Origin of the sequence: Paenibacillus hodogayensis, from assembly GCF_039536325.1 — a bacterium.
Taxonomy (GTDB): Bacteria; Bacillota; Bacilli; order Paenibacillales; family NBRC-103111; genus Paenibacillus_AB; species Paenibacillus_AB hodogayensis.
This window is the reverse complement of sequence record NZ_BAAAYO010000002.1, coordinates 39,883-52,420: the sequence shown is the minus strand read 5'-3', so window position 1 is coordinate 52,420 and position 12,538 is coordinate 39,883. Positions and strand designations below refer to the sequence as shown.

10 protein-coding genes and 1 pseudogene are annotated in these 12,538 nt (G+C 54.6%); 9 read left to right on the top strand and 2 right to left on the bottom strand.

Annotation, left to right across the window (positions count from 1 at the left end; translation table 11 throughout):
* The first annotated feature begins 18 nt into the window (after nt 1–18).
* The gene (sufB, locus tag ABD796_RS05900; protein ID WP_344904422.1) at nt 19–1,416 is read left to right on the top strand and encodes a Fe-S cluster assembly protein SufB; all 1,398 of its coding nucleotides are present in this window, start codon (nt 19–21) and stop codon (nt 1,414–1,416) included.
* 393 nt (nt 1,417–1,809) lie between these two features.
* Here sufB and ABD796_RS05895 read toward each other — a convergent pair whose 3' ends face one another.
* Entirely contained in the window at nt 1,810–2,250 is a 441-nt protein-coding gene (locus ABD796_RS05895; RefSeq protein WP_344904419.1) for a hypothetical protein, read from the bottom strand.
* Between the two features lie 300 nt (nt 2,251–2,550).
* Nucleotides 2,551–2,706 (bottom strand): annotated as a pseudogene (locus ABD796_RS05890) (IS1380 family transposase); the annotation flags it as partial.
* A gap of 855 nt (nt 2,707–3,561) precedes the next feature.
* On the opposite strand from ABD796_RS05890, the gene ABD796_RS05885 reads away from it, so the two are divergent.
* From ABD796_RS05885 to ABD796_RS05850, 8 genes are all read left to right on the top strand, one after another.
* Nucleotides 3,562–3,762, top strand: coding sequence for a DUF6199 family natural product biosynthesis protein (locus ABD796_RS05885; RefSeq protein WP_344904416.1), 201 nt, complete (start codon nt 3,562–3,564; stop codon nt 3,760–3,762).
* A gap of 197 nt (nt 3,763–3,959) precedes the next feature.
* Entirely contained in the window at nt 3,960–5,072 is a 1,113-nt protein-coding gene (locus ABD796_RS05880; RefSeq protein ID WP_344904413.1) for a C40 family peptidase, read from the top strand.
* 204 nt (nt 5,073–5,276) lie between these two features.
* Nucleotides 5,277–6,713: a bifunctional metallophosphatase/5'-nucleotidase gene (locus ABD796_RS05875; RefSeq protein ID WP_344904410.1), complete on the top strand. Its 1,437-nt coding sequence runs from the start codon at nt 5,277–5,279 to the stop codon at nt 6,711–6,713.
* A gap of 29 nt (nt 6,714–6,742) precedes the next feature.
* Nucleotides 6,743–7,552, top strand: coding sequence for an undecaprenyl-diphosphate phosphatase (locus ABD796_RS05870; RefSeq protein WP_344904407.1), 810 nt, complete (start codon nt 6,743–6,745; stop codon nt 7,550–7,552).
* Nucleotides 7,553–7,648: 96 nt separating this feature from the next.
* A complete protein-coding gene (locus ABD796_RS05865) occupies nt 7,649–8,785 on the top strand; it encodes an HD-GYP domain-containing protein (RefSeq protein WP_344904404.1) in 1,137 nt (378 codons plus the stop codon).
* Between the two features lie 122 nt (nt 8,786–8,907).
* Nucleotides 8,908–10,035, top strand: coding sequence for a radical SAM/CxCxxxxC motif protein YfkAB (gene yfkAB, locus ABD796_RS05860; protein WP_344904401.1), 1,128 nt, complete (start codon nt 8,908–8,910; stop codon nt 10,033–10,035).
* A 106-nt stretch (nt 10,036–10,141) separates the two neighbouring features.
* Nucleotides 10,142–11,440 (top strand): hemolysin family protein, encoded by a 1,299-nt coding sequence (locus ABD796_RS05855; RefSeq protein WP_344906260.1) that lies wholly within the window; start codon nt 10,142–10,144, stop codon nt 11,438–11,440.
* A 236-nt stretch (nt 11,441–11,676) separates the two neighbouring features.
* Nucleotides 11,677–12,516, top strand: a complete 840-nt coding sequence (locus tag ABD796_RS05850; protein WP_379121286.1) for an undecaprenyl-diphosphate phosphatase — start codon at nt 11,677–11,679, stop codon at nt 12,514–12,516.
* Nucleotides 12,517–12,538 lie beyond the last annotated feature (22 nt).

The following is a 12,538-nucleotide window of genomic DNA, read 5'->3' as shown; positions in this document are numbered from 1 at the left end:
ACAAGGAGGGACACGACAATGGCCAAGCAAATGCCGGAAATGGAAGATTACAAATATGGCTTTCGCGACGAGCATCAGAACATATTCCGTTCGGAAAAAGGACTCACGAAGGAAATCGTCACCGAAATTTCCACGATGAAAAACGAGCCTCAATGGATGCTTGACTTCCGTCTGAAATCGCTCGACCAATTTAATAAAATGGCGCTCCCGCGTTGGGGCGGCGATCTGGACGATCTGGATTTCAACGATATTACGTACTACGTAAAGCCTTCAGAGAAGCAAGGAAAGACCTGGGAGGAAGTACCGCAGGAAATCAAGAATACGTTCGACAAGCTGGGGATTCCGGAAGCGGAGCAAAAGTTTTTGGCCGGCGTATCGGCTCAATACGAATCCGAGGTCGTTTACCACAGCATGCAGGAAGATCTGGAGAAGCAAGGCGTCATCTTCACCGACACGGACACGGCGCTGCGCGAGCATCCGGAAATTTTCCGCGAATACTTCGGCACCATCGTTCCGATCGCGGACAACAAGTTCTCCGCCCTGAACAGCGCAGTATGGTCCGGCGGCAGCTTCATCTATGTGCCAAAGGGCGTCAAATGCGAAATCCCGCTGCAAGCGTACTTCCGGATCAATTCGGAAAACATGGGTCAATTCGAGCGCACGCTGATCATTGCCGACGAAGACAGCTTCGTCCACTACGTGGAAGGTTGTACGGCACCGATCTACAGCACGAACTCGCTGCATAGCGCCGTTGTGGAAATCGTCTGCAAGAAAAACGCCCGCGTCCGGTACACGACGATCCAGAACTGGGCGCCGAACATTTACAACCTCGTCACGAAGCGCGCGGTTGCCGAAGAAAATGCGACCATGGAGTGGGTCGACGGCAACATCGGCTCCAAGCTTACGATGAAATACCCGGCCGTCATCCTGAAGGGCCGCGGCGCGAAGGGCATGGTGCTCTCCATCGCGGTAGCCGGCAAAGGCCAGCATCAGGATGCGGGCGCCAAAATGATTCACTTGGCTCCGGAAACGACCTCGACGATCGTCTCCAAGTCGATCAGCAAGCACGGCGGCAAAGTGACGTACCGCGGTCTCGCTTCATTCGGACGCAACTCCGAAGGGTCCAAAGCGAACATCAAATGCGACACGCTCATTCTCGACAACGAATCGACGTCGGACACGATCCCGTACAACGAGATCATGAACGACAACATTACGCTCGAGCATGAAGCGACCGTATCCAAGGTGTCCGAGGATCAGCTCTTCTACTTGATGAGCCGTGGCTTGAGCGAAGCGGAAGCGACGCAAATGATCGTCATGGGCTTCATCGAGCCGTTCACCAAGGAACTGCCGATGGAGTACGCGGTCGAGATGAACCGGTTGATCAAGATGGAGATGGAAGGCAGTATTGGGTAAGGCTTGCTGGAATAAGGATTTAGGGGATATGGCAGAACGTTTGCCCATTTAATTTTTATTGACGTACTGTCGTAAAGAGAATGGGCGCCGCCTTCGATCTTTTTTGTAACATGTAATACGTGTCCGCGTGATTTGCACGCTTGCGTGTCAAAGTCACTTGGGCACGTATTTTATATTTGCACCGAACTTATATTTGGTATGGGTTAAATCCTTGAGTCGATATTCCCAACATCGAGGTTAACCCGGCTTCGATAGTCCGTAGATGCATAAACCGCTGCGGGCCCAGGGCAAGGGGGGGCTGATTGTGATGGGGTACTTTGCTCAATGCTGTGATTATTGCAGGGAAAAGGGCTCGGTGCAAGAAATATGCATGAGCCCTTTTTTGTATAAAATTTAATAAGTATGCAGCCAAGCGGTATAGGCGACAGCAGGGTTATAGTCAGATGGGGTATGACCATGCACTCTAAACCATACTGTTTCTCCGGCAGGTAGGCTACCTATAGCAGCGGCATCGACTGCACCAGGGCCCAAATCTCCTACAGGAAATACATAACCAGGAATAAACGACATGGTATAGTCGTAATCGTAGTTAAGACCAGATGGAGAGTAGAGTTCTAGTACGAGATTAATGGACGAACCTGTCGTATTAGTGTAAGAATACCAGTCTTCATCCGCTCCGCTAGAAAGCACCTGAAAAGTGCTCGAACCCAATGTCAAAGGCTGGGCTGTCGCCTTAGTGTCTGCCCAACCAGAAAGGGCGAAGGCAGATGATGCGGATGTAATCGTGAGCGCCCCTGCAAGAGCCAATGCTGCAAGTTTTTTCTTCATTTTCATAAATAAATCCTCCTCATATTTTTTGAGTGATAATTGGGTAAATATTCCACTCGATAGATTAGACAACTTATACTGGGAAAAAGTTGCATAAATTTTAAAAAATAATAATAAATCTATTTAAATTGTAAAGATTCTTCTCTTACTGAATACGTGAGAACACCGAGTAAACCCAATAGACTCTGTTGTTTCCTGCACAGATCAGGACTGAACTTCAATTTCAAGCGAAATAGCCTGTTGTTCGGCATAAGGAAACAGAGCCTGCCCTGAAACAAAGCCCAAACCGAACATATGATCTTGCACTCATTCCAACAAAGTCATGTAAATACGTCGAAATGTTGGAAACCAGGGGCTGTGTCGACCGAAACGAAGTTTGGTTTGTCGCGCATGCTCAACCAGGAGGGAGGCGAGACAAATCAAGTTCTCAATGACCACTTTCACCCTTCTGCGACGTACCTTCGCATCAGCCACTCGACGGACTGATCGAGCTGGAAACGAACAGGATTCATGAGAGCACCTCCAGGGTGAAAGAAGAAATAAGGAACTTTTCCCTTTTCCTTCAGTTTGCTTCACTGGAGTCTACTTCTCTAACCTTTCTATTCTTTGTTTCACGTATTTAGGCTCATGTGATGGAAGAAAATTGTGACTCGAGCAGTTAGAAGTCGGCTTGAACGACGCACGGCTATGCATGAAGGTCCGGAGGACGTTATTTTGCTCTATCAATGGAAGACCTCCCGTTATATCTCCGAACCCCGCCCCAATCACGACCGCGCCGCGATCCACAGCGCCTCCAACAGCAGCCCGAGCGCCACAGCGGTTATCATAGCAGCACCCGGTTAAGGGGTTTGGCAGCAAAGCGTTTAACATAGCGAGAACACCTCCTCTATCCTTCTTGATCATGGAACTTGAATTTTATGATTGCTTGGCCTTTACTAAGGATGGAGACAAAACCTAGACTGGACAACTTCACAAAAGTCTTTTTATTCGCTCGGAACAAATCGACCCCGATGTAATACCAAACCGACTAGTCGCTCCCAATAAGAGATCACTGGTATTGAATCCTGAGATCATTCCGATTGCCATAACGATTACACCGGCGGCCCAAAGGAATAGTATCATGCAAAATCTCACTTCCCTTGCATAGGATCTTATTTAAAACAAACTAAACCCATTTATACTATTTTATTACATTCTTCTTCAAACTGTCATCTTCTATCCGCTTTCCCTTGGAAGGTTGATCCTCATGTGGACCTTGTTCTATCATGGATATAACGATTTTTTTATAAGAAACAATCTACCTCCTAGGAGACCCTTATGCTCTTTCTGGCCATTATACTTATTTTCATCGGCCTAACGATGCTGATTCGCCCCTCACTCATCTGGGCAATCACGGAATCGTGGAAGTCGAACGATGCGACCGAGCCGTCCGATTTGTACAAGCTGTCTACCCGGTTCGGGGGTGTCATGTTCACGTTAATCGGGATCGGGCTTTGTATTGCTTATGTATTCATTTAACGATACGGGTCCGGCGATGATCGACCGAATCCGCTTCGAAAATAAAACATCTCTCCGTATGCGGCAAGTGATTTGGCAAAAATGCCGTTTTTTGCATGCTTCATACCGGCCCGTGGCTTGTATAATTCGTATCTCCGCTCCTTAAGCTATAGTTTGGAAGCTTGTCTATTATAGCGGTCAAACGGAGGAGCGAGCATATGAAGCAAAAAATGCGAATTGGCGTAACGCTGCTGCTGGCGGCCGGAATTGCCGTGACGCCGGCATGCGGAGCCATGAACGGAACCGGCTGGCGAAAAACGCCGCAGGCGGCGCCCGAGCCGCAGACGGTCAACCCTTCCACCCCATCGGAGACGGGCACGCTGTCCGGCCCCGAAGTCCGGCTGCTGCAGGCGGAGGAAGGAACCATCCCAATCGTCACAGTGGACGGCAAAAAAATGATCTCTGCCGCCAAGCTGGCCGAGCTGCTCGACTACCAGCAGGACTGGGATGCGGCAGCCGGGAAGCTGCGTATGGGCGACAACGATGCCGAATACGAGCTGACCGGAGGCAGCAAGCAAGCCGTTATGGAAGGAGGAAACGTGACGCTGCCTGAAGCGCCGCAAGTTCATCAAGGGACGCTCTACGTTCCTGTAGACGCACTGGGCGACATTTTCCGTCACGACGTGTTTTCCTACAATCTGCGCGAAGGCGAGGTAGCGTTGCATCCGGCGCCCGGATTTATCGATAAGTCCGTGCTGAAGGAACCGCCCGAGCCTGCGGGAAAAACCGACGAATTCAGCTTCGCCGACGATCCGGACGATCCTTACCGGAACGCCGAGACGCCGGTTTGGCTGCCGGAAGAGGCGGAAGGCGCGTTTATGGCGGCCAAAGCGTACCGCCAGACGGACGAATCCAGGCAAGCTTTGAAAAATATCGATATGAACGACGTAATCTCTACGGCAAAACGGTATTTGGGCATCTCCTATTTGTTCGGAGCGGACCCTTATCCCAAATCCGGCAAATTCGACTGTTCCACCTTCACGCAGTACGTATACGGCAAGAAGGGCATCACGCTCCCCCGTACGGCGCGGGCGCAAGCCCGCCAAGGGGTGCTGACCAGCCGGAAGCTGCTGCGTAAAGGGGATTTGCTGTTTTTCTATGTGCCCGGCCGTTTCAAGTCGGATAAAACGATCGGACATGTCGGCATCTACATGGGCAATAACGAAATGATCCATTCATCGCCGGCTCCGGATAACGGCGTGCAAATTTCCAATATCAATCAGGCTTATTGGAAGAAGACGTTTTTGACCGCCAAACGGGTCGGCTCCTGACCGGTACCCGCCAAACAGACCTCCAGACCCGCCACCGTTGAAGGCGGCGCTGGGGGTTTTGCGTTTATTCAGACGTACCGGGTCGAAGCATGTCCCGGTAAAAATAGGCATAGAATGAGGGGGGGCCGCACGGCGATGCAGGAACTTGCGGGCGGCAGATCGAATGTATGGTGATGAAGGAAGCGAAGGAGGCGGACTTGGAGCATGGACGAGCGAAAACTGGTCCTTCTTCATACGAACGACATACACAGCCATTTCGAACGGATGCCCCGTATTGCGGGCGTACTCCGCCAATTGCGGGACAAACATGCGCCACATCGACCCATCGTAATCGACGGCGGAGACCATATGGACCGGATGAGGCCAGAGACCGAAGGAAGCACTGGTCTGGCCAATATCGCGGTGCTCAATGAGACCGGCTACGATGTGATCGTACCCGGCAATAACGAAGGGTTGACGATGACGATGGAGCAGCTCGGCATCGCCTACGGTCGTAGGCGGGGCTATTCGGTCGTGTGCGGCAATTTGCTCGATGCCGCTACGGGCGAGCCTCCTTCCTGGATGGAACCGTACCGGATCGAGGAGCGCGACGGCATCCGCGTCGGCATCATCGGACTGACGGCCTATTATCCGGACTTCTACTCGCTGCTCGGCTGGTCGATTGCCGAGCCTATTCCGGAAGCGGCGCGGCTGGTTGAACGGCTTCGCCCGGAAGTGGACGTTCTTGTCGTCGTCTCCCATCTGGGCATCAACAACGATAAGGCGATGGCGGAACGCATTGCCGGCATCGATCTGATTATCGGCAGCCATACGCATCATTTGCTGGAGCAGCCGCTTCAGATCGGCCGGACGTATGTAGCGGCGGCCGGCAGCCATGGCAGGCATGTGGGCGAGCTGGAGTTTGCCTACGACAAAGACGGAGGGACGCTTCGCCTTGTCGCCGGAGGGGTGCTGGAGACGGAAAACGTTTCTCCACTGCCTGTTGTGGAGTCGATTATCCGCAAGGAGGAGGAAGCGAGTCGGCTGAGGCTGGCCCGTCCGGTCGCTTTCTTGCAGCGGCCGCTCGCGTTAAGCTGGGAGCGGGAATCCGAGCTCGGCAACCTGCTCGCTTCGGGCCTACGCCTTTCGACCGGAGCGGAGGTCGGAATCGTCAACGCCGGGCAAATTTTGCAAGAGCTGGAGGCGGGCGAGATCAGCCAGTACAAGCTGCTGGAAATATGCCCGTCCCCGATCAATCCTTGCCTCGTGCTGCTGAGCGGGGCGGACTTGCTGCTGGCGCTGGAGGAAGCGCTGCTCGGCGATTTTATCCATAAGCCGATCAAGGGCTTCGGCTTTCGCGGCAAGGAGCTGGGGACGCTGTGCTTGTCCGGAATTCGCGCGGAATACGCTGAGGAAGCGGAGCCTTACGCCAAGCTGCGCTCCGTTACCGTAAACGGGGAAACGCTCGACGTACGACGGACGTACCGGGTCGGCACGATCGATATGTTCACGTTCGGCATCGGCTACTTGTCGCTCGGCCGCGGGGAAACGGTCTCCTACTTTTTGCCCGAATTTATCCGCGACGTACTGGCACAGCAGCTGGACGACGAAGAGGAAGTTCGGCAATGCGCTTCTCAGCGCTGGTTTTCAGTTTCATTTTAACTTGCCGTCATCGGGAGGAATCGGTATTTATGTTCAGCTTATGGGTAGCGTTGATTATCGGGATCGTTGAAGGGCTGACGGAGTTTTTACCCGTCTCTTCGACGGGTCATATGATTTTGGTCGGCCATTTGATCGGCTTTACGGGCGACAAGGCCGATACGTTCGAGGTCGTCATCCAGCTTGGCGCCATTCTGGCGGTTGCGATCATTTACTGGCGGCGCGTGCTGCGCCTGTTCGGGCTGAACGATCGGGAAGTTCGGGCGAAGCCGAAGCGCCTTAACCTGATTCATATCGCGCTGGCGATCGTGCCGGCGCTCGGTCTCGCTTTTGTGCTGCGCGACTATATCAAGCTGCTGTTTATGCCTGAGACGGTCGTAATCGGTCTCGTGGCCGGCGGCATCTTTATGATTATCGGCGAGAAGCAGCAGCCGAGAATTTCGGCCACGGATATGGACCAATTTACGTACCGGCAGGCTTTGTTCGTCGGGGTGGCGCAATGCTTGTCGCTTTGGCCGGGATTTTCCCGCTCGGGCTCGACGATCGCCGCCGGGATGCTGGCCGGGGCTAGCCGCGCCGCCGCCGCCGACTTTACCTTCCTGATCGCTATACCGGTCATGTGCGCGGCAACCGGCTACGAGCTGCTGAAGAGCTTCGGCTCGATGACGGCGGACGACATCGGCTTCCTGGCGGTCGGCTTCATCGTTTCGTTCGTCGTTGCCCTCGTCGCCGTCGTCACGTTCATCAAGCTGGTCGGCAAGCTGAAGCTGACTTATTTTTCGTATTATCGCTTCGTCTTGGCGGCTATTGTGCTAATTTACATGTACACAGTAGGTTTTTAGGTAATTATACCCATCTTTTGAATGGGACTTTTGTCGAATGGTGATGATTTCTGTTGCTCTTTCTCGCGCGATCCGATACATTAAAGAAAGCGGATTGTGAAATTGAAGAGAAGCGTGGGAGAAATCATGAGGCTTGTGCCGATACAGTTGTGCCGCCCCGGCATGCGGCTCGGGAAGAAAGTGTTCAATGAGGAAGGACTCGTGCTGCTGGCGGAGCATGTGGAGCTGTCGCAGAGAATGATTGAACGGCTGGCACAATATGGGATTGCTCATTTATACATAGAGGATTCGCGAACCGACGACATCGTCGCCAACGATCCGCTTCGCGACGAGACGAGACGCGAGGCGCTCGGCACGATACGGACTCAGTTTAAGAAGGTAATGCTGGATTCGGCGCCCCGCTATTCGGTCGGGCACTCGTTTATCGGCAAGGCGTTCAAGGAGGCGTTGACGCTCATTATCGACGACCTGAGTCAAAATCCGAATGCCATGATCATGCTGACCGACATCAGCGTAGCGGACGATTATTTGTACCGGCATTCCTTGAACGTATGCATTTACGCTACGATGCTCGGCTTGTCCGACGGCTATTCGCGCAGCGACTTGACGATGCTCGGTCTGGGCGCGCTGCTGCACGACATCGGCAAGACGAAAATCCGCATGGACGTCTTGCGCAAGCCCGGCCGTCTGCTGGAGGAAGAGTTCGAAGAGATGAAGAAGCATGCCGAGTTCGGCTTCAAGCTGTTGAAGGACGAGCCTAATATTCCTCTTCTGTCCGCCCATTGCGCCCTGCAGCACCATGAGCGGATGGACGGCAGCGGCTATCCGAGAGGGATCGTCGGAGCGGACATTCATGACTTTTCCAAATGGATCGGCCTTGTCGATTCGTACGACGCCATGACGTCCACCCGGGTTTACCGGAAGGCGATGCTGCCGCACCAGGCAATGGAGCAGCTGTACGCGGGAGCCGATACGCTTTATGAGAAAAGCAAGGTCGAGCATTTCCGCGACAAGGTGGCGATCTATCCGCTCGGCGTCACAGTGACCCTCAATACCGGGGAAACCGGCGTCGTCGTCGATGTAAACGGCCAGTTCCCGCAGCGGCCGGTCGTGCGGATTCTGGAGGATGCCGACGGTCAGACGATCCGGCAGCCTTACGAGCTCGACCTGTCCAAGCAGTTATCCCTGATCGTCGTCGGCGTAGGAGACGTCAAGCTGACGAATGTCATATAGAGCCATTGCCCGTCAAACGGAAGCCGCCGCAAGCGCGCGAACCGTGTGTACGGGTTTTCTTTTTGCACCGCTTTCGGGTAAAATGGGTAAGATAAGGAACAGTCAGGTGGGGAAAGGCCATAATGAGACAAAACGATCAAACGGTTGTCCTGCAGCCGCTGTCGCCGGATTACGATCCATGGGACCCGATCCGGTCGCTGCGGCAGTACGGGCGCCACGTACTGACCAGCGTGGAATTTACCGTCACAAACTTATGCAATATGCGCTGTGAGCATTGCGCGGTCGGCGATGCGCTGACGATGACCGAGGGCGCGCGCGTGCCGCTGGCGGACGTGCTGAAGCGGTTGGACGAGGTCGAGCATCTGGAGACGATCAGCATCACCGGCGGGGAGCCGTCATACCAGGCCAAGACGGTGCGCGACTATATCGTGCCGCTGCTGAAATATGCGCGGGAGCGCGGGGTGCGGACGCAGATCAACTCGAACGTGACGCTCGACCTGTCGCGCTACGAGCAGATGGCCCCGTACCTCGACGTGATGCACATCTCGTTCAACTACACCGGAGCCGACGATTTCCATAGCGTCGGGTTCGCCCATGCCGGGCACCCGGTCGGTCGGGAGACGGCCTCGGCGATGTACGAGCGGATGATGCGCAATGCGGCGGAGCTCAGCAAGGGCGGGATGTTCGTCTCCGCCGAATCGATGATCAACTTCCGCACTCACCACAAAATAGCGGATATTCACCGGCTAATCGGCGAAATGGGCTGCAGGCGGCATGAGGTGCATCCGATGTATCCGAGCGCTTTCGCCGCCGATCTCCCGCAGCTGTCGCTCGAGGAAATCCGGGCGGCTATCGACCGTCTGCTGGACAACCGCGATCCGGACATGTGGATGCTGTTCGGGACTTTGCCGTTTTTTGCTTGCAGCTCCGTCCCTGCCGATCAGGAAATCGTCAGGCGGCTCCGCCGCGAGCGGAATGTAACGGTACGCAACGATCCCGACGGCAGAAACCGGCTGAACGTCAACCTGTTCACCGGCGACTTGTTCGTAACCGACTTCGCCGATTTATCTTCGCTCGGCAATATGGCGACCGATTCGTTCAACGGGGTGTTCGACCGCTGGCTAGCCCATCCGCTTCAATCCGGGGTCGACTGCCATTGCGACGCGGCCGCCTGCTGCGGGCCTAACCTGCTTGTGGCCGACGCCTATTACCGCGATGTCGATTTCAAGCGGCGCCGGGCTTATGTGTAGCACAAGCCCGTCCTCATGGGGACAATCGCGCACGAAAAGGAGGAATTCTCCGGGAGTTACCGGAGAGTGACCAGTGGACTATAATTGGATCGAACTGCTGTTGTACATGCTCCTCGTGCTCGTGCTCGTCTTGCTGAATGGCTTGTTCGTGGCCGCCGAATTCGCGCTTGTCAAGGTGCGTCAATCCCGGCTTACGCAGCTTGCCAACGAAGGGAACAGCAAAGCCAAAGCGGCGCTTAAAGCGACGGACAATCTCGATTCGTATTTATCCGCCACGCAGCTCGGCATTACGCTTGCTTCGCTCGGACTCGGCTGGGTCGGGGAACCGGCCATATCGCGACTGATCGTAGACCCGCTGCTTGCCCGACTGGGATTTGGCGATGCGTTATGGGGCCATACGGTGTCGTTCATCATCGCCTTCTGCGTCATTACGTTTTTGCATATCGTACTGGGCGAGCTTGCGCCAAAGTCGCTCGCGATCCAGAAGTCCGAGGGCACTTCGATGTGGCTGTCCACTCCGTTGATGCTGTTCTACAAGCTGTTCATGCCGGCCATCTGGCTGTTGAACGGGGCCGCGAACCGGCTGCTGCGCTTGTTCGGCGTAGAACCGGCGAGCGAGCACGAAGCCGCTCATACGGAAGAAGAGATTCGCATCCTGATGAACCAGAGCGCACGCAGCGGTCATATCGACAAGGACGAGATGGCGCTGTTCGACAACATCTTCGAGTTCTCCGAACGGCTGGCCCGCGAGGTCATGGTGCCGCGTACGGACATGGACTGCCTGTTCACGACGCTGTCCTTCGAAGAAAATTTGAAAACCGTATACGCCTCCAAGCATACCCGTTATCCGGTGGCGAGAGGCGACAAAGACCGGATCGTCGGCTTCGTACACATTACCGATCTGCTGACGTGCGATCCCGACGAAGAGCAACAGCTGAAAACGTTCATCCGTCCGATTTTGACCGTTCCGGAGTCGATGGAGGTCAGTCATGTGCTGCGGCTGATGAAGAAGAAGCGTTCGCAAATCGCGATCGTTATCGACGAATACGGCGGCACGGCCGGGCTTGTGACGATTGGCGACATTCTGGAGGAAATCGTCGGCGAAATGATGGACGAATTCGACCAAGGGCGTTCCAGCGTCGAGGTGAACGGCGAAGTGACGTCGGTTGAAGGCCGGATGCTATTGGAAGACATTAATGATATGTTCCATATCCTCATCGAGGACGAAGAGGTCGATTCGATCGGCGGCTGGCTGTTCAAGCAGTTGGAGGATGTGCCGGTGAACGGCATGAGCGTGGAGTACGGCGGATACTTATTCGAGATAGCCGAGACCGATCGGCTGCGGATTATGCGGGTAAACATAACGAAGGTGAAGACGCCTCAGGAGAGCGAAGAGCAGACGTAAGTCGGAGCGGGAGGCTTCGAACCCGGCGCTGATACGGCAAGCAAGTGGCAGGCGTTTGGAAAGCGCGGGGGTGCGCGCCGAGGCTCGATTGGAAGCGCGGTTGGCGGCATCTCCGTTTTTTTTTGAATGCGGCAAAGCGGTATCGAACCTTTTTATCGCTTTCGTCGTCTTTTTTGTTGGCCTTTGAAAAGTCAAAATCTGTTTGTAGTAGAGAGAGGAGAAGCAAGAGCGTGGGTGTGTGGGAATATTTTGTGGCGATCGTGCTCGGGATCGTCGAGGGCTTGACGGAATTTGCGCCGGTGTCTTCCACCGGGCACATGATTTTGGTTGACGATATGCTGCTTCATTCGAAAGAGCTGTTTCCAGCCTCGGTTGCCAATTCGTTCAAGGTCGTTATCCAGCTCGGTTCGATCTTGGCGGTCGTGGTCGTATTCAAGGATCGCATTCTCGATCTGCTTGGCCTGCGCAGAATGCGCAAGCCCGGAGCGGCTCCGGCCAGAAAGGGCGAACCTCGCTTGAAGCTGGCCCAGGTCTTTGTCGGACTCATTCCGGCGGGAGTTGCCGGGGTATTGTTCGAAGGCTATATCGACAAATATTTGTTTTCCCTGCACACGGTGCTCATCGGCCTCGTGTTGGGCGGTATCCTGATGATCGTTGCGGACAAGCTGGGACCGCGAGTACTGAAGGTAGATACCGTGGATAAAATTACGTATAAGCAGGCATTCGGCATCGGCCTGTTCCAATGCCTCGGCATGTGGCCGGGCTTCTCGCGCTCCGGCTCGACGATCTCCGGCGGGGTGCTGCTCGGCATGAGCCACCGCGCGGCCGCCGACTTTACGTTTATTATGGCCGTGCCGATTATGGCCGGAGCAACCCTTCTTTCGCTGGTCAAGCATTGGGATTCGTTTACGCCGGAGGCGCTGCCGTTTTTTATCGCCGGTTTTATCAGCGCATTCGTATTCGCATTGATATCCATCCGTTTTTTCCTGAAGCTGATTCAACGGATCAAGCTCACGCCTTTTGCCATTTACCGTTTTGTGCTTGCAGCCATTATTGCTCTATTCCTTTATCTGTAATCACCAAGGGAAAGTCCGACCA

Bases quoted from the DNA above. Each gene is read 5' to 3' on its own strand.
- sufB (WP_344904422.1), top strand. From the start codon at position 19: ATGGCCAAGCAAATGCCGGAAATGGAAGATTACAAATATGGCTTTCGC.
- ABD796_RS05895 (WP_344904419.1), bottom strand. From the start codon at position 2,250: ATGAAAATGAAGAAAAAACTTGCAGCATTGGCTCTTGCAGGGGCGCTC.
- ABD796_RS05885 (WP_344904416.1), top strand. From the start codon at position 3,562: ATGCTCTTTCTGGCCATTATACTTATTTTCATCGGCCTAACGATGCTG.
- ABD796_RS05880 (WP_344904413.1), top strand. From the start codon at position 3,960: ATGAAGCAAAAAATGCGAATTGGCGTAACGCTGCTGCTGGCGGCCGGA.
- ABD796_RS05875 (WP_344904410.1), top strand. From the start codon at position 5,277: ATGGACGAGCGAAAACTGGTCCTTCTTCATACGAACGACATACACAGC.
- ABD796_RS05870 (WP_344904407.1), top strand. From the start codon at position 6,743: ATGTTCAGCTTATGGGTAGCGTTGATTATCGGGATCGTTGAAGGGCTG.
- yfkAB (WP_344904401.1), top strand. From the start codon at position 8,908: ATGAGACAAAACGATCAAACGGTTGTCCTGCAGCCGCTGTCGCCGGAT.
- ABD796_RS05855 (WP_344906260.1), top strand. From the start codon at position 10,142: ATGCTCCTCGTGCTCGTGCTCGTCTTGCTGAATGGCTTGTTCGTGGCC.